Annotated in this window: 17 protein-coding genes; all 17 read left to right on the top strand. The window is 34.4% G+C overall.

Annotated elements, in window-relative coordinates; all coding sequences use genetic code 11:
- Positions 1-23: 23 nt before the first annotated feature.
- Entirely contained in the window at positions 24-968 is a 945-nt protein-coding gene (gene rsmH, locus ILYOP_RS06445) for a 16S rRNA (cytosine(1402)-N(4))-methyltransferase RsmH (protein WP_013387727.1), read from the top strand.
- Positions 969-972: 4 nt separating this feature from the next.
- On the top strand, positions 973-1,245 hold the full coding sequence (locus ILYOP_RS06440; RefSeq protein ID WP_013387726.1) for a hypothetical protein: 273 nt from the start codon (positions 973-975) through the stop codon (positions 1,243-1,245).
- A 90-nt stretch (positions 1,246-1,335) separates the two neighbouring features.
- Complete coding sequence (gene rlmD / locus ILYOP_RS06435) at positions 1,336-2,697, top strand: 23S rRNA (uracil(1939)-C(5))-methyltransferase RlmD (protein WP_013387725.1); 1,362 nt, start codon at positions 1,336-1,338, stop codon at positions 2,695-2,697.
- A 9-nt stretch (positions 2,698-2,706) separates the two neighbouring features.
- A complete protein-coding gene (gene plsY, locus ILYOP_RS06430) occupies positions 2,707-3,312 on the top strand; it encodes a glycerol-3-phosphate 1-O-acyltransferase PlsY (protein ID WP_013387724.1) in 606 nt (201 codons plus the stop codon).
- 10 nt (positions 3,313-3,322) lie between these two features.
- On the top strand, positions 3,323-4,324 hold the full coding sequence (locus ILYOP_RS06425) for an NAD(P)H-dependent glycerol-3-phosphate dehydrogenase (RefSeq protein ID WP_013387723.1): 1,002 nt from the start codon (positions 3,323-3,325) through the stop codon (positions 4,322-4,324).
- Between the two features lie 48 nt (positions 4,325-4,372).
- Positions 4,373-5,200, top strand: coding sequence for a sigma-70 family RNA polymerase sigma factor (locus ILYOP_RS06420; protein ID WP_013387722.1), 828 nt, complete (start codon positions 4,373-4,375; stop codon positions 5,198-5,200).
- A 22-nt stretch (positions 5,201-5,222) separates the two neighbouring features.
- On the top strand, positions 5,223-6,338 hold the full coding sequence (gene dnaN / locus ILYOP_RS06415; protein ID WP_013387721.1) for a DNA polymerase III subunit beta: 1,116 nt from the start codon (positions 5,223-5,225) through the stop codon (positions 6,336-6,338).
- Positions 6,339-6,431: 93 nt separating this feature from the next.
- The gene (locus ILYOP_RS06410) at positions 6,432-6,968 is read left to right on the top strand and encodes a DUF116 domain-containing protein (protein ID WP_013387720.1); all 537 of its coding nucleotides are present in this window, start codon (positions 6,432-6,434) and stop codon (positions 6,966-6,968) included.
- A gap of 53 nt (positions 6,969-7,021) precedes the next feature.
- The gene (locus ILYOP_RS06405) at positions 7,022-9,868 is read left to right on the top strand and encodes a tetratricopeptide repeat protein (RefSeq protein ID WP_013387719.1); all 2,847 of its coding nucleotides are present in this window, start codon (positions 7,022-7,024) and stop codon (positions 9,866-9,868) included.
- Positions 9,865-10,221 (top strand): hypothetical protein, encoded by a 357-nt coding sequence (locus tag ILYOP_RS06400; protein ID WP_013387718.1) that lies wholly within the window; start codon positions 9,865-9,867, stop codon positions 10,219-10,221. Before ILYOP_RS06405 ends, ILYOP_RS06400 begins: the two co-directional genes overlap by 4 nt.
- 30 nt (positions 10,222-10,251) lie before the next feature.
- On the top strand, positions 10,252-10,863 hold the full coding sequence (locus tag ILYOP_RS06395) for a MotA/TolQ/ExbB proton channel family protein (protein WP_013387717.1): 612 nt from the start codon (positions 10,252-10,254) through the stop codon (positions 10,861-10,863).
- Positions 10,864-10,872: 9 nt separating this feature from the next.
- Positions 10,873-11,310: an ExbD/TolR family protein gene (locus ILYOP_RS06390; RefSeq protein ID WP_013387716.1), complete on the top strand. Its 438-nt coding sequence runs from the start codon at positions 10,873-10,875 to the stop codon at positions 11,308-11,310.
- 10 nt (positions 11,311-11,320) lie between these two features.
- A complete protein-coding gene (locus ILYOP_RS06385; RefSeq protein ID WP_013387715.1) occupies positions 11,321-12,208 on the top strand; it encodes an energy transducer TonB in 888 nt (295 codons plus the stop codon).
- 9 nt (positions 12,209-12,217) lie between these two features.
- Positions 12,218-13,609 carry a sigma-54-dependent transcriptional regulator gene (locus ILYOP_RS06380; RefSeq protein WP_148223700.1) on the top strand — a complete coding sequence of 464 codons (1,392 nt, stop codon included), beginning with the start codon at positions 12,218-12,220 and terminating at the stop codon, positions 13,607-13,609.
- Positions 13,610-13,752: 143 nt separating this feature from the next.
- Positions 13,753-15,213 (top strand): DNA polymerase III subunit gamma/tau, encoded by a 1,461-nt coding sequence (gene dnaX, locus ILYOP_RS06375; protein WP_013387713.1) that lies wholly within the window; start codon positions 13,753-13,755, stop codon positions 15,211-15,213.
- A 152-nt stretch (positions 15,214-15,365) separates the two neighbouring features.
- The gene (locus ILYOP_RS06370; protein WP_013387712.1) at positions 15,366-16,166 is read left to right on the top strand and encodes a hypothetical protein; all 801 of its coding nucleotides are present in this window, start codon (positions 15,366-15,368) and stop codon (positions 16,164-16,166) included.
- Positions 16,167-16,184: 18 nt separating this feature from the next.
- Positions 16,185-16,631 carry a 50S ribosomal protein L9 gene (gene rplI, locus ILYOP_RS06365; RefSeq protein ID WP_013387711.1) on the top strand — a complete coding sequence of 149 codons (447 nt, stop codon included), beginning with the start codon at positions 16,185-16,187 and terminating at the stop codon, positions 16,629-16,631.
- Positions 16,632-16,640 lie beyond the last annotated feature (9 nt).

Below are 16,640 nucleotides of genomic sequence, written 5' to 3'. Positions count from 1 at the left end.
TTTAAAAATTGGGAGTGTAATTAATGTTTGAAGATATAGAATGTGAATATCATATACCTGTGTTGTACCGTGAAACAATAGAAAATCTCGTAAAAAATGAAGGCGGAGTTTATTTAGACTGCACCTTAGGAGGGGGAGGTCATTCAGAAGGAATCCTAAAGGCTTTGTCTGAAAAAGGGAAACTTATTTCTATTGATCAGGATCAGCAAGCCCTTGATTTTGCAGGGGAAAGACTGGGTAAATATGGTAAAAAATGGGAGTCTTATAAGGATAACTTTGAAAACCTGGACACAGTGTTATATCTTGCTGGTTATGATAAGATAGACGGAATACTTATGGATATAGGGGTCTCTTCTACACAGCTAGATGATCCAGAAAGAGGCTTCTCATATAGATTTGACACCAAACTGGATATGAGAATGAACAAAAATGCCAAGGTCTCTGCTTATGAAGTTGTAAACCAGTATGAAGAAGGCAGACTTTCTAAAATAATATATGATTACGGAGAAGAACGTCACGCCAGAAAAATAGCAAGGCTTATATGTGAAATCAGGGCAGAGAAGCCCATAGAAACAACTGGAGACCTTGTGGAAATAATAAAAAGAGCATACAAGGGGAAGAGCCCTAAACATCCTGCTATGAAAACCTTTCAGGCCATCAGAATCGAGGTAAACAGAGAATTAGACGTTTTAGAAAGATCTATAGACAAGGCGATAAATGCTCTTAAACCTGGAGGCAGGCTTGCTATAATAACCTTTCATTCACTAGAAGACAGAATGGTAAAAAATAAGTTTAAGGAGATGTCGGTAGACTGTATATGTCCCCCTGAACTCCCGGTATGCAGATGTGACAATAAAGCCAAGGTCAAAATAATAACACGAAAACCTATAACTCCAAAGGATGACGAACTTAAATTTAACAAGAGAGCCCGTTCATCAAAATTACGAGTGGTGGAAAGACTGGGGTAAAAGTATGAAAAAAAAGCTGAAAGAGGTATATACAGTACTTATTGTTTTTTTGATTATAGCTCTTCCTATAGTTCATCTTAATTATGTTATAAAGCTGGCAAAGGAACAGGGCGAGGTCAGAAAAATAAAAAAAATTGTAAGTGAATCTGAAGAGCTTTATCAAAGTAAAAAAATAGAACTTGAAAACAAAGTAGACCTTGAAAAGATAGAAAAAGAAGCCAGAACTAAATTGAGAATGGAAGTTTCTAACGAAATTGAATACTTTAAATTGAAATAAACTTTATTTTTTCTTAATTTAGCTTTCGTTGACATTTGTTTTCATACAATATATAATAAAAAAGTACAAAAAGAGGGGAAACCAAATAATATGGTGCTAAAAAAAGATCAGATAATCGAGCTGGATATTGAAAAGCTTATTTTTGGAGGAGAGGGACTAGGCTATTATGAAAAAATGGCTGTATTTGTTCCTATGTCTGTACCTGGAGACAGAGTAAGAGTTAAAATTATATCTCTGAAGAAGAGTTACGCCAGAGGGATTATAGAGGCTATAATAAAACCAGGTGAAGAAAGAGCAGCTGATAAAGACAAGGTTACATTTGAAGATTTTCACGGATGCGATTTTGGAATGCTAAAGTATGAAAGCCAGCTAAAATATAAAAAAGAAATGGTAGAAGATGTATTAAAAAAAATAGGTAAACTGGAAAATTTTGAAATCTACGATACAATAGGAAGCACTTCCCCGAAATATTACAGAAACAAAGTAATAGAACCCTTTGCCTATAAAGACGGGAAGATAATATCAGGTTTCTTTAAGAAAAAATCTCATGAAGTTTTTGAAGTGTCTGAAAATATGCTTCAGTCAAAACTTGCAAACAGAATTACAAAAGAGCTAAAGGAAATACTTAATAAAAAAAGAATACCTGTTTATGATGAGAAAAAGCATAGAGGAATACTGAGACATGTTATGGTAAGAACCAATTCTTTTGATGAAGCCATGGTTGTGCTTGTTGTGAAAGGGGAGCCTGCCAAGAATTTGAAAAAGATTTTATATGATCTAAGAGACCGGTGTCCTGAGGTAAAAGCCGCCTATATATCTGTAAACAATAAGAGAACCAATGTGGCCCTTGGGGACGAGGATATCTATGTGTACGGAGACGAGGTTTTAAAAGAGGAGCTTTTTGATATAAAATTCAATATATCTCCTAAATCTTTTTTTCAGATAAATCTAGAACAGACAAAGAAACTCTATGAAACGGCCATCTCGTATTTTGATGATGTAAAAAATAAAAATATAGTAGATGCTTATTCTGGGACAGGTACAATAGCTATGATATTATCTCGTTGGGCGAAAAAAGTATTTGCCATAGAGATGGTTAAATCTGCCACTTTAGATGCAAAAAAAACAAGTATGGAAAATAAAATTAAAAATATTGATTTTATAAACGGAAAAGTAGAAGGCAAACTAGAGGAACTCCTCAAAAAAAGAGAAAAAATAGATGCTATTATTTTTGACCCTCCTAGAAAGGGAATAGAGGAAAGCGTCCTTCACAGTGTTGCAAAAACCGGAATAAATGAGATAGTTTACATATCGTGCAATCCTTCTACATTTGCAAGGGATGCCAATGTTTTAAATGAAATAGGTTACGATCTTTTAAAGGTACAGCCTGTAGACATGTTTCCTCAAACGAGCCATATAGAAGTTGTGGGGAAATTTGTAAAAAGAACTTAGGAGGAAGCGATGTTTAAATTTATATTTTTTGCAGTTTTGGCATATTTTTTGGGATCAATACCAACTGGTGTTATAATAGGAAAAAAAATGAAGGGTATAGACATAAGAGAGCACGGAAGTAAAAACTCTGGGGCTACAAATGCTTACAGGGTACTAGGTGCCAGGTATGGAGTTATGGTGCTAGCAGCTGATGCAGCCAAAGGGTTTTTCCCAGTTATGTTTGCAGACCTAGCAGGAATAGAGGGAACTTTACTGATACTGGTAGGGCTAATAACAATAATGGGTCATTCTCTGTCGATTTTTCTAAAGTTTAAGGGAGGGAAAGGTGTTGCCACCAGTTTGGGGGTATTTCTCTATCTTGTTCCACAGATTATGCTAGTGACTATAGGGGTCTTTGTTATAGTGGCGTACTTTAGCAAATATGTATCTCTTGCCTCTGTTACCTGTGCAGCACTGCTGCCGATACTTACTCTTATCATGCCGATAAGGGAATCACTTATAAGGGTAGAACTTTTCATTATGACATTTTTGATAGGTGCATTTGTAATATACAGACACAGAACAAATATATCTAGGCTTATGAATGGAAATGAAAACAAATTTAAATTTAAATAGGGAGATGGATATGGACAAAATTGTTGTAATGGGCGCAGGAAGCTGGGGAACGGCTTTGGCGGTATTATTGGCTGAAAAGGGGTATCCAGTTACTCTGTGGGAATATAAAAAGGAAAGAGCAGAAAAACTTCTGGCAGAAAGAGAGAATCCTCTGTACCTGAAGGGAATAAAATTTCCTGATACCTTGAGTGTAACTTCCGATATAGATGGTTTATTAGAAGGAGCCCAGTGTGTTGTTTTTTCAGTTCCTTCTCAGGTGCTTAGAGGGGTAATCGAAAGTATATCACCTCAGATAACAAAAGATATCGTCTTAGTAAATACTGCTAAGGGCTTGGAAGTATCAACTGGAATGAGACTGTCAGAGGTTATGAAAGACGAAGTAATGGGTAAATTTCATAAAAATATAGTTGTACTGTCAGGACCTACTCATGCAGAAGAAGTTGCTAACAAGATACCTTCTACAATTGTAGCAGCTGGGAATCTTGAAAATGCAAAAAAAATACAAGAATTGTTTAATACGGGAAGTTTTAGAGTATACATAAATGAAGACATAATAGGTGTGGAAATAGGCGGAGCAGTAAAAAACTGCCTGGCTATAGCAGCTGGAATGGCTGACGGAATGGAGTTTGGAGACAATACCAAGGCTGCCCTTATAACCAGGGGGATTGCAGAGATAACTAGATTTGGAGTGGAGCTTGGGGCAGATGAAAAAACTTTTAGCGGTCTTAGTGGCATAGGGGATCTCATTGTTACTTGTGCAAGTAAACACAGCAGAAACAGACATGTAGGAGATAAGCTTGGAAAGGGTATGAAACTCCAGGAAATACTAGACGAGATGCTTATGGTAGCTGAAGGGGTTCCGACGGTGAAGGCTGTCTATGAAAAGTCTAAATCTTATAAGGTGTCTATGCCTATTCTTGATGCTGTGTACAAGGTACTTTATGAAGATGCCAATGCAAAAGAGATGGTAAAGAAACTGATGGAAAGAGATTTAAAAGAGGAATTTTATTAATCTGTATCTTATTTTTACTAAAACTTAAAAGAAGTGGGGAAGAGATATATGGAAAAAGAAAGAGATTTAGTTTCACTTTATCTTGAAGATATCCGTAGTTACAACATTTTGACGAAAGAAGAAGAATTAGATCTTTTAATAAGGGCTAAGAGCGGTTGTGAAGATGCTAAACACAAACTTATTCTTTCTAATTTAAGATTGGTTGTTAATATAGCTAAAAGCTACGTCCATAAAGGAATGGGTTTTATTGACCTGATAAGTGAGGGTAATTTTGGACTTATGCATGCTATAGAAAAATTTGATGTAGAAAAAGGTTTTAGATTTTCTACCTATGCTGTCTGGTGGATAAAACAGTCTATAAGTAAGGCCATCATAAGTAAAGGAAGAGAGATAAGAATTCCTTCGTATAAGCATGATCTTTTAAACAAGGTAAATAAATTTATAATGGAATTTGTGATGAAAAATAGTGTTTACCCGAATATAGAGGATATAGCACTAGGACTGGAGATTACTCCTAAAAAGGTTCAGAAGGTTATGCTTGAGTTCCAAGATCTTTTGTCTCTGAATGCATCAATAGGTGACGATATTTTCTTAGAAGACACGATCAGCCAGCCCGATGAAGAATCTCTTGAAGATGAAGTATTGGGAGAGATAGGAAGAAACGAGATAAATGATATACTAGAAGTGTTAAAACCCCGTGAGAAAGAGATATTAAAACTTAGATATGGACTTGATGGTTATGAGATACACACCCTAGAAGAGATAGGGAAAAGTTTTAGTATAACCAGAGAGAGAGTTAGACAGATAGAGAAAAAGACCCTTCAGAAACTTCGAAATAAGTTCAGTGAAGAGTTAAAACCATATCTTTTTAAATAATCTCTAAGCAGGAGGAAATAATTTGAATATCAAGGTAGACAGACAGGAGTTTTTAAAAACTCTTAGGGTAGTTGAAAAAGCCATAGCTGAAAATAAAATAAGACCTATAATTTCTTGTGTTTACTTAGAAGCACAAGAAGACGGAAAAATTGTACTAAGAGGTACGAATCTTGAACTTACTATAACATCCTTTATGGAGGGGGAGGTTCAGGAAAAGGGGAAAGCGGTATTTTCATATCAGCTTGTTGAAGAATATCTAAAGGAAATAACAGACAAAGAGATAAACCTTGTGGTAAAGGAGGGGCTTCTTATTATAGAGACATCTGATTCATCTTCTGAATTTTCTGTAATGGAGCCTGAAGAGTATCCGAGGATAAAAGATAGTATAGAGGGAACCGGTATAGTTTTCTCAAGAGAGAAGCTTTCTGAAATGCTTGAAAAAACAAAATTCGGCGCATCTACTTCTATTGATAATCTGTCTATAAATTGCGTAAGGATTGAAATAGAAGATAAAAAGGTAAAGGTTGTAGCCACTGACACTTACCGTCTGGTATACTTAGAAGACGACATAGAGTATGATGGTTCTCTCAAAGTCAGCATTCCTCTGACCACAGTAGATGCATTGATAAAGACCCTCAGAACTTTAGATGAAGAAAATGTTGAGTTTAAGTTTGAAGAAAATCAGGTTTTCTTTAAGGTGGGTAATTCAATGGTTTTGAGTAGGGTAATAGATCTACCTTTTCCAGACTATAACGGAATAATGAAGTCTGTATCTCACAACAAGAAAATATCGGCCAATACTGAAGAATTTTCTAAAATCTTGAAAAGAGTTCAGATATTTGTAAAAAATAACAGTGAGTCTAAATACAGTGCAATATTTAGTCTAGAGGCTGGAAGTTTTTATGTAAGTGGTGTGTCAGAAACTGCAAAAGTTAATGAGCATATAGAGGTGGAACAAGAGGGAGAGGATGTAAAAATTTCCCTAAATGTAAAATTCCTTTTGGATTTTATACAACACCTGGATAAAAATGACAGGTTAATAATTGATCTTTTAACTTCAAATAGTGCCATACAACTTAAAAATAGCAAAGATGAAAAATATTTATATATAGCTATGCCTTTAGCCCTAAGAGATTAAGCAAGTCTGCAGACTTGCTTTTTTCATTGTTTGAAAAGGGAAAATAAATATGCTATACTAATTTATGATAAAATCCACAAGGGGAAAGAAAAAATGGTCAAAAATTTACTGTTTAAAACAGCTTATACATTTTATTATTTTGCCTATATCGTGGCAAAAAAATTTAACAAAAACAGATGTGAAAATAATTGTGTTTCAAAAGGCTTTATAAAGTTTAATAACAGACTGGCTATAAAGAGAAGTAAGAAGGTAAAGATAGAAAAAATAGCCCTTCTCCTTCCCCACTGCATACAAAATTATTCATGTCCATATAAGATAACTTCTGATATAGGAAACTGCAGAGAGTGTGGACTATGTAAAATAGGTGAAATATCTAAATTTGTAAAGGAAAGAAATGCCATAGTAAAAATAGCTACAGGTGGTACTTTGGCAAGGCTTTTTTTGAAAAATGAAAAACCTGATTTTGTAGTGGCTGTGGCCTGTGAAAGGGATCTTGTTGCAGGAATATATGACTCTTTTCCTATGATAGTTTATGGGATATTTAATAAATTAGACAACGGTCCGTGTATGAATACAGATGTTTCTCTAGAAGAAATAAAAAAAATTTTTGATTTAGTTGGAAAAAAATAGCTTTAACTTAGTCTAAGATGGGTAACTACAATTACTTTAAGGGGGATCGCATCATGAAAAAAAAGCTGACAATCATGGCTTTTCTGATTGTTCTCAATACCGTATCTTTTGCAGGGGAAAAAGAGGACATAAAGTATATAGATGAACTGTATAAGAGCAAAAATTACAAGGTTGCAGTTCTTGAATTGGAAGGTTTTCTAAAGAATTACCCTAAATCTAAATATGTAAAAACAATACAGGAAAGACTTGCAAAAACTTATTTTTTGGAAAAAAACCATGAAAAGTCCAAAAAATATTTTGATATTCTTTTGGCAAACTACAGGCTCAAAAGAAAAGAAAAAAATGAGTTCTACTACTATCAGACGATAAATTGTGCCTATTTAAGGAACTTTGAAGATGCCATAGTCTATCAAAAGAATCTTGATGTAAAAAGTGAATATTATGACAAAGCTATTTACGAACTGGGGAAGGAGTATTACAAGTCCGGAGAATACAATAAGGCTCAGACTGAGCTATCGAAACTCTTAAGCAGCAAGGGGAATTATTATGATGAGGGAATATTATACCTCGCCCTGTCATCTTATAACAACGGACAATATGTCAAGAGTATAGTTTATTTAGATGAGTATTATAACGGAACTGAAGAAGATAAAAATTATCCTCTCATGAATTATATATATGGGTCATGCTACTATAAAATGGATGATATAGCAAAGGCAGAAGGTTATTTTAAAGAGGTGGCAGCAAACTATCCTGAGAACACTTATGCACAACGTAGTCTTCTTTCTCTGGTGTCGATATACAGGGATATGAAAAACGAAGCTGAAATGATGAATGCTGTAGCTAGACTAAAAAAGGGTAAGGAAGCAAATACTGCATACAAACTTGTGGCAGAATATAACCTGAATAAGGGAGACTACTCTAGTTCTGCAGAATATTATGAAAAAATAGTTTCCATGTCAGATGACCCAAGTGTAATTTATGGGTATGCTTATTCTTTATTTAAAAAAGGTGAAAAAACCAAGTCTTTAAATTACTTTAAAAATCTCAGCGATACTGAATATGAAGATGAATCGCTTTATTACTCTGTACTTATTAATTATGAAAAAAATAAGTATAATGATGTTTTAAATCTGACTAAAAACTTAAACGGCAGAGAAATAAAATCAATATATAACGAAAATCTTTATCTTATGATGGCAAGTTCTGCCTATGAAACTGGTAAATATAAGCTTTCAAGAAAGTATTATATGGAGGTCTATGAAAAATCTTATAGAAAAGATGAACTCTATAAAATTATAGTAGTGGACAGTAAAATAGGGGATTTGAAAGACCTTAAGATTCGTTTTGATGAATACAGAAAAACATTTGTAAGGGACCAGCAGTATAAAAAAGATGTCTATCTAGCTGTAGGGGCATCTTATTACACTGCAGGAGATATAGCTAAGGCTCAGAGTGTCTATGAAGAATATTTAAGGAGCAGCAGAGATGAAAAGATACTTGGAAATCTAATAGCTATACTCTTAAATGAAAAACAGTATGAAAAGATGTCAAAATATCTGAATATGCAGAATTCATCTTCTGAAAATACATATCTTAAGGGAATAGCTTCTCTTGGTATGATGAAATATCAGGATGCTGAAAGCTACTTTAAGAAAGCTTCTGAATCTAAAAATAATGAGACAAAAGAAAAAGCCCAATATAACCTCATGAAAACCTATTTTTCATGGGAAAAGTATTCTGAAGCTGTAAAAACCGGTGAAAGTTACCTAGAAAATGGTTATGGAAGAAACAAAGGAGACACTTTGGATAAAATAGCTCTTTCATATTTTAGGATGGGAGAGTATGAAAAAAGCAGGGAAACCTATGAAAAGCTCGAGGGTATAGAGGGCTATGGCGACTATGCATTATTCCAGACAGGAGAAAGTTTTTACAGTGAGGGCGAATATAAAGAGGCTTCTAAAGTCTACAGAGATATATATAATAAAGACCCAAAAGGAAAATATGCTGAGGACTCGTTATACTGGGAAATAAATTCACTTTATAACCTAGAGGAGTTTGAGCTTTTGAAGAAAAGTTCATCGGAATTTCTGAAGAATTATAAGAAAAGTACCTATAGAGGAAATGTTATGCTTTTTAGTGCAGACGCAAATATGGCTTCTGAAGATTTCCAAGGTGCAATTGCTACTTATAAAGAACTTTATGATACTATAGAGGATGAAAATCTAAAAGAAAACTCGGCTTCTAAACTTACAGAAATATATTATCAAAGCAACAATCTTGACGATGCACTCTTATGGGCAGATAAAATTCCTGTAAAAAACAAGTCCAGTTATTGGAAAGCAATCACCTATGATAAAAAAGGTGAGGTGGATCTGGCTCATACTGAGTACAAAAAACTTCTTGAAGATGAAAAATATAGGGACAGGGCGGCATTTAATCTGGCGAATTATTATTTCAAAAAAGAAAACTACGCAGAGTCGAAGAAGTATTATGAAATAGTTGATAAGAGTAGTGAAAGCCAGTATAAAGACACAGCTGCATTTCAGCTAGGGGTTATATACGAGAAAGAGGAAGATTATAACAACGCCCTTAGGATGTTTACAAAGGTGAATCTTCTTTATAAGGACAGTCCTCTTAAAGAATCCTCAGTAATAAAGATTGCTGTTGTTTATGAAGCTCTAGGGGATGAAAAAGAAGCAAAAAAAAGTTATAACGATTTTTTAGATGAATATAAAGAGTCCAAATTCAAAGATTTTGCATTAGAAAAGTTAATCAGTATGAATTTGAAAGAGGAAAATAAAAAAGAAGCTGTGTTATATTATGAGGAGCTCAAAAAAAGATCACCTGAGAAGTCAGAAAAATATATTGAGTATTTCGAAGAGGGGGAAAAACAGTGAAAAAAAAATTAGTTTTTTTAATGTTAATGCTATCTTTTGTTTTTTTATACGGAGAGGAAAATACTGCTGAAATCAGCCAAGAGGTAACAGGCGTCAGTCAGGAAACTTTAGAAAGCGGTAATGAGATAACGGTCCTTGAAAATATTCAGGACGAGGATATAAGTGATGTAGATGCAAAACTAAAGAGTGACGATGTACAGCAAAGTAAAGAAAAATTGGACATTGCTAAGCAACAGGAAAATAATAATGAACTTGAAAACGAACTGTCTGAGGACATGGCGTCAAACAAGCCTCTCTGGAAATATCTTATAGGCGTAGCAGCAGTTATTGTACTAGGAGTTGCAGTTTTTTAGTTTTAATAGCTTTTTAAGGAGGAATCAAAAATGGAGTGGATACAAAACGGCGGGATACTCATGTATTTTATAGTTGCCATGTCAGTAATCGGATTGGCAGTTGTAATAGATAAAAGTATTTATTTTGCATCGAAAGAGAAAGGAAATTTTGATGATATAAAATGGAATGTGAAAGAGTACATAGAAAAAGGTGATTATACAGGAGCCTTTGCACTTCTTGAAAAGCATGATTGCTCTACTTATAAAGTTTTAAAGGAACTCTTACTTCAGTGTACTAAAAATAAAGATTATAGTATAGTTCACATGGAAGAAAAGGCCAGAGAGGTTGGACTTTCACAACTTCCAAGACTTGAAAGGGGAATGTGGCTGTTAGGTATAGTGGCTCATACAACTCCGCTTCTAGGACTACTAGGTACAGTTACAGGAATGATACAGGCTTTTCATGCAATAGCTTCTTACGGGACAGGAGACCCTTCAGTACTTGCCGAGGGAATATCTAAGGCTCTTATTACAACGGCAGGAGGACTGACTGTTGCAATACCAGCAGTAATTTTCTATAACTATTTTAATAAAAGAATAGATACTGTAGTAAACAATATGGAAAAGTCTAGTGTTGAAATGATCAACTTTTTCAGAAAGTAGGTATAGACCATGAGATTGAAGAGAATGACCAGAAGAAACAGTGGTAATATGATTTTAGAACTTACGCCTCTTATTGACGTAGTGTTCCTCCTTCTTATATTTTTTATGGTGGCCACTACTTTTGAAGACTTAAGTGGAATAAAAATAGACCTTCCTCAGTCTACGATCAAAGAGGTCAGAGAAGTAAAGGAGATACAGATACTGATAGATGAAAACAGCGAACTATATCTTAATTACAGAGAAACTACTAAATCTAAAAAGAGTATGAAAGTCACTCTTGAAAATCTTAAAGAGGAACTAGGAGAAAAACTTTTGAACAGCAGTGAGAAAAATGTAATAATAACTGCTGATAAAAAACTTGACTATGGCTTTATAGTAGAAATAATGACAATAGCCAAAGAAGCAGGAGCAAGTTCTCTAGATATAGACACAGCTGTTGCAAAGTAGGAGGCAGACTATGGAAAAAAATGATATTCGTAGTCTTGGGATATCGCTGATTCTGAATCTTTTTATCATATTTCTTCTACCTGGAATCCGCGAAACAGTGGTGGATACAGCTAAAATAAGTGTGGGATTTATAGAACTAAAGGATGAAAATAAAAAGGTTCCCCCCAAGAAAACAGAACAAGAGTCAGTTGAAAAAACTATTCCTCAGGTAAAAAAAGAGATAAAGATAGAAAAAGAAAAATTGGATCCTGTGAAGAAAAAAGAGATCAAACCTGTGAAAATAGAAAATCCAGATTTTGAAATAGACTCTCTGCTGGCAGTAGATAAATCTTTGGTGGAGAGAAAGATAGTCACAAAAAAAGATATATTGAATAATAAGGCGGCTCCCCAGGTAGAAACAAGTGAAAAGCTTGAAGTTACAGAAGGAGAGCTGAAAGGTCAGGAGAAACTCCAGGAGATAGAGCAAAAAAATATAAAGAGTATTTTAAGTGACAAAGAGATAACCGGAAGCTTTACATCTGAAGAAAAGGGAAAAGAGATGGAATTTACACTGATATCTTCAGATTCAGATAAGATAGAAGGTCTTCCAAAGGGACATAAAATGGGATTTGCAGACGGAGATATAACTGCCAAATGGGACAGTGCAAACAGAGAACCGATCTATCCTGAAACAGCTTTAGAAAGAGGGCTTTCAGGAGTTGTAAAACTTAAAGCCGATATAGGAATAGATGGTACAATCAATGAATTGATTGTAGAAGAAAAAAGTGGAATTCCTGAGATTGACAGGGCTATAGAAGAGGTAGGAAGAACATGGAAGATCTATTTGACGAAAAACGGTCTCAGCGTAAAGGGGACAGTTTTACTAGAATATAGATTTAATTTGGTCAGAGGAGAGTAGGTGATGTATTTGAATGCTTTAGGTATACTGATAGATGAAAAATTGAAGAATGGGATAGCTGAATCCATCGATGGGAGTATCGAGTTTGCAGAGGGAGTCTTGAGGGCTCTTGAAATGCTCGAGGAAGCCAAGTATGATGCTGTATTATTAGATAGTGATACTATGGAGAAGTCTCAGCTTATTGAGTCAATTGAAATGATAAGTACAGCCCAGAGAAAAATTATTATAATGATTTTGGGAGAGAGATCAAATCTTGACCTAGTGGCAGGAAGCATAAAGGCAGGGGCTTATGATTATATTTTGAAACCTGTTGAGATACTTAAGGTATCAAGACTTTTGGAAAAGGCAGTCAGAGACCATAAACTCAAGGCTGAGAAAGTTGATAAGAATAAAGATACTGGAGACAAACTAATAGGTCAGACAAAGGAGATAGTTGAAGTCTATAAGATGGTGGGGAAAATGGCTGCCAGCAGAGTACCGGTACTGGTAACAGGGGAAAAAGGGACCGGAAAAAAATCTGTGGCTATATCAATACATCAGTTTAGCGACTTTAGTGACAAGCCCTTTGTAAGTATAAACTGTACTGCTTTTCAGGATGAGTTTTTAGAGAGAAAGATATTCGGTTATGAAAAAGGTGCCTTTCCAGGAGCAGCTTTTGACCAGATGGGTGAGCTAGAGAAAGCCAACGGAGGGACTTTATATCTGGGAAATATTGAATCTCTAAGTATAGATATGCAATCAAAAATCTTGGGTGTTCTCCAGGAAGGTGAATTCTTTAGAATCGGAGGAACACAGCTGTTGAAAACAGACTTGAGGATAATAACGGCTTCTAGTGAAAATATAGAGGAGCTTATTGTAAACGGTAAGTTTATAGAGGAACTCTATCACAAGTTAAAAGTTCTAGAGATAGATATACCGCCACTTAGAGACAGAAAGGATGATATACCTTTTATAATAGATCATTATATAATGGATTGTAATGAGGAGTTTGGGAAAAATGTAAAAGGGGTTTCAAAACCTGCCATTAAAAAAATAATGAGATATGACTGGCCTGGAAATGTGAGTGAACTAAAGAATGCAGTTAGATCTGCTGTGGCACTTTGCAGAGGAAACTCAATACTTGTAGAGGACCTTCCGGCAAATGTTATAGGGGCTAAGATAAGCAAGAGAAGAGGAGATATACAGGACTGGATACTTGCAGACTGGATAGAAGGAGAAGTTTCGGTTTTAAAGGGAAATTCCCAAAAGGATTATTATGGAAACGTAATATCAAGAGTGGAGAAAGAGCTTATAAGACAGGTTCTTGAGATGACAAGTGGTAAAAAAGTCGAAACAGCAGAAATTTTAGGAATAACAAGAAATACACTTAGAACAAAGATGAATAATTACGGGCTGGAATAATTGGTCTTATAATATACTGCGGAGGGGTGGAAGAAAAACATCGCTCCGCGATGATTTATCTGATAAAATTGTATTAGAGCTGTGAGATCAATGGTTGATTTTGCTGCTGTAATTCAAAATAAGGTAGCTTTTAGGAGGAAATAATGCATCTTACTTTATATAGAAAATACCGACCTTCCAATTTTAATGAAGTGGCGGGAGAAGAGGATATAATAAAAACCATAAAAAATTCCTTGAGAGAAAATAGGATGGCTCATGCATATCTTTTTGCAGGTCCAAGAGGTGTTGGAAAGACCACAACTGCAAGGCTTATAGCAAAGGGATTAAACTGTCTTACAAATGGCATAACAGATGATCCATGCGATATCTGTGACAATTGCCTAGCAGTCAACGAGGGAAATTTTGTCGATATGATAGAGATAGATGCAGCATCAAACAGAGGTATAGACGAGATAAGGCAGCTTAAGGACAAGATAAACTACAGACCTGCAAGAGGAAGAAAAAAAGTATATATAATCGACGAGGCTCACATGTTAACAAAAGAAGCCTTTAATGCACTTTTAAAAACTCTGGAAGAACCTCCAAGTCATGTATTGTTTATACTGGCAACAACTGAACCTGATAAAATACTTCCAACTATCATATCGAGATGCCAAAGATATGATTTTAAACCTATTTCATTTGAAAGTACAAGGGACAGGCTGCTTGAAATAGGTAAAAGTGAGGGTATAGAGGTGGATGATGAAAGTTTACTTCTTATCTATGAAAAGGCAGGAGGAAGCATGAGAGATGCTATATCCATATTTGAAAAACTTATTTCAAGTTGTTATGGAGAGAGTATCACAATAGAAAAAAGTCAGAAGGTTCTAGGAGTTATACCAGAAAAACAGCTTATGGAATTTCTTCAAATAGCAAGGGAAGGAGACAGCTATAAAGGTGTAAAATTTTTGGATAAACTTTGGAATGGTTCTGTGAATATAGAGAGTTTTTTTAGAGATCTGGCAAAGTTGTCAAAAGAGCTTATGCTGAAAGATGAGCTGACTCCAGAGGAAGGGATGCCTATTATAGGGGCGATATATGATGTTATAACAAAGTTTAAATATGAAGAGGATAAGAGGCTTCTCGGGTATGTAATTCTTCATAAACTTTCAGGAGAAGTTAGTTTACCTAAAACAGTCTACAAAGAAGAAAAAACAGGATATATTCCTGAAATAAGAGAGACCAACACCGAAGAAACATTGGAGAAGGAACTCTCTGAATCTGAAATAAGAGTGACTATAGACGATGTAAAAAGATCATGGGATGAAGCCGTAAAAAGGGCTAAAAATGAAAAGATAACTATAGCGGCACTTCTTACAGGGGCTTTTCCTGTAAAAGTTTCTGAAGGAACTCTTTATGTGGGATTTTACCCAGAGAATAGATTTTCTCGGGATAAAATGGAAGAGAATCAGTACAGAGATATATTCCTAAATTCTATGAGAGAACTGACTCATCCAAAACTCAAAATAGTATATGAAATAGTTGGAGAAAAAAATAAAAAAACTGAAACTGGAAAATCTTTCTCTGATAAAATAATAGAGTTTTTTGATGGAGAACTTATGTAAATTAATTATCTTTACAGTTGTTTAAAATCTTTTGGATTAAAGAGGGAATTACCTAAAGTTAACAAAATAATGAAATTATGTTATAATGATTTAAAGTATTTTTATATGTTGAGTTCACAGGTAACTTATTATTTTTTTGAAAGGAGTTTAAGATGATAATAGCAGCAATTAATATTTTCGGATTGTTTTTAGTAGCCCTGATGGTTCCTTTTTTATCCTTTTTACTTCCGGTATACAAGATAAAAAAGATGCGTACCATGAATATGAAATCCAGACTGATTGCTAACTTTCTAGCTATGGCAGCTATTGGAATATTTGACCTAAGTCTTTTGATTGCATACATAGGAGTATTTCTTGTAATAGAGACCTTGTATTATTATTTTGAAAAATATAAACCGGATATGGCTATATTTGACAGGATTTTTGTATCTACCTCTATAATAACTCTACTTGCTCTTGTTTTTTCACTGCTTGTAGTAAAAGATTCAGCAACTGTTATAGAGGCAAATAAAAGTTTATACATTGAAGCTTTAAAAATGGATCCGAAACAGATGGAGGAAGTTTTTAAATATATTTCAGCTAATTCGCTGTTTATAATGTTTATATATTCTTTTATATGCAACTATTTTACTTATTTTAATCTGAACTCAAAGACTTATAGAGTATGGGACTTTTCTTATAAGTGGACCCTTATCTATATAATTGCTTTTTTCTCTACAAAGTTTCTGGGTACGGAAAATTTTTATCTCAACAACCTTTTGAGTATAAGTAAACTGATGTATATGATATTCGGTATAAAGGTAATTTACTCGATGTTTGGTAAAAAGTTTAGCATAAAAGGGTTTACAAAAATCTTGGCAGTGCTTACTGCTGCAATGTTTCCAACGGCAGTTTTTATAATAGGAGCTGTAAAAAGTTTTGATATAATAAAAATAAATGTTGAAAAAAAATAGAGTTTGGGGGAATTTATAATGTCAAAGATCAAAGTTATTCTTACACAAGACGTAGCAGGACAAGGTAGAAAAGGTGAAATAATAAATGTATCTGAAGGATATGCAAAAAACTTCCTTTTAAAAAATAATAAAGCGATAATTGCAACAGATGAGGAACTTAAAAAGCTTGAAAAAAAGAAGCTAAAAGCAGAAAAAAAATTGGCTGAGGAAAAAGCAAAAGCTGAAGAACTCAAAAATTTGATAGAGAAAAAAGTGCTGGTAATGGAAGTTAAGGCTGGAGAAAGTGGAAAGATATTTGGTTCGGTAACTACAAAAGAAATATCGGCAGCAATAGAAAAGGATTTTGGATTGACTGTAGACAAGAAGAAGATAGATGCACATATAAAGACCACAGGTGAGCATATAGTTACTCTTAAACTGCATAGTGATGTAAAAGCGAAACTAAAATTGGTGGCTAAGGGATAAAGGAGTATA

It is taken from the genome of Ilyobacter polytropus DSM 2926, assembly GCF_000165505.1.
GTDB lineage: Bacteria > Fusobacteriota > Fusobacteriia > Fusobacteriales > Fusobacteriaceae > Ilyobacter > Ilyobacter polytropus.
Note: the sequence above shows the minus strand (reverse complement) of the source record. Positions and strands in the feature narration are given on the sequence as shown.

Bases quoted from the DNA above. Each gene is read 5' to 3' on its own strand.
- ILYOP_RS06425 (WP_013387723.1), top strand. From the start codon at position 3,323: ATGGACAAAATTGTTGTAATGGGCGCAGGAAGCTGGGGAACGGCTTTG.
- ILYOP_RS06385 (WP_013387715.1), top strand. From the start codon at position 11,321: ATGGAAAAAAATGATATTCGTAGTCTTGGGATATCGCTGATTCTGAAT.
- ILYOP_RS06390 (WP_013387716.1), top strand. From the start codon at position 10,873: ATGAGATTGAAGAGAATGACCAGAAGAAACAGTGGTAATATGATTTTA.
- ILYOP_RS06405 (WP_013387719.1), top strand. From the start codon at position 7,022: ATGAAAAAAAAGCTGACAATCATGGCTTTTCTGATTGTTCTCAATACC.
- ILYOP_RS06420 (WP_013387722.1), top strand. From the start codon at position 4,373: ATGGAAAAAGAAAGAGATTTAGTTTCACTTTATCTTGAAGATATCCGT.
- plsY (WP_013387724.1), top strand. From the start codon at position 2,707: ATGTTTAAATTTATATTTTTTGCAGTTTTGGCATATTTTTTGGGATCA.
- ILYOP_RS06440 (WP_013387726.1), top strand. From the start codon at position 973: ATGAAAAAAAAGCTGAAAGAGGTATATACAGTACTTATTGTTTTTTTG.
- ILYOP_RS06370 (WP_013387712.1), top strand. From the start codon at position 15,366: ATGATAATAGCAGCAATTAATATTTTCGGATTGTTTTTAGTAGCCCTG.
- rsmH (WP_013387727.1), top strand. From the start codon at position 24: ATGTTTGAAGATATAGAATGTGAATATCATATACCTGTGTTGTACCGT.
- ILYOP_RS06395 (WP_013387717.1), top strand. From the start codon at position 10,252: ATGGAGTGGATACAAAACGGCGGGATACTCATGTATTTTATAGTTGCC.
- rplI (WP_013387711.1), top strand. From the start codon at position 16,185: ATGTCAAAGATCAAAGTTATTCTTACACAAGACGTAGCAGGACAAGGT.
- rlmD (WP_013387725.1), top strand. From the start codon at position 1,336: ATGGTGCTAAAAAAAGATCAGATAATCGAGCTGGATATTGAAAAGCTT.
- dnaX (WP_013387713.1), top strand. From the start codon at position 13,753: ATGCATCTTACTTTATATAGAAAATACCGACCTTCCAATTTTAATGAA.
- ILYOP_RS06410 (WP_013387720.1), top strand. From the start codon at position 6,432: ATGGTCAAAAATTTACTGTTTAAAACAGCTTATACATTTTATTATTTT.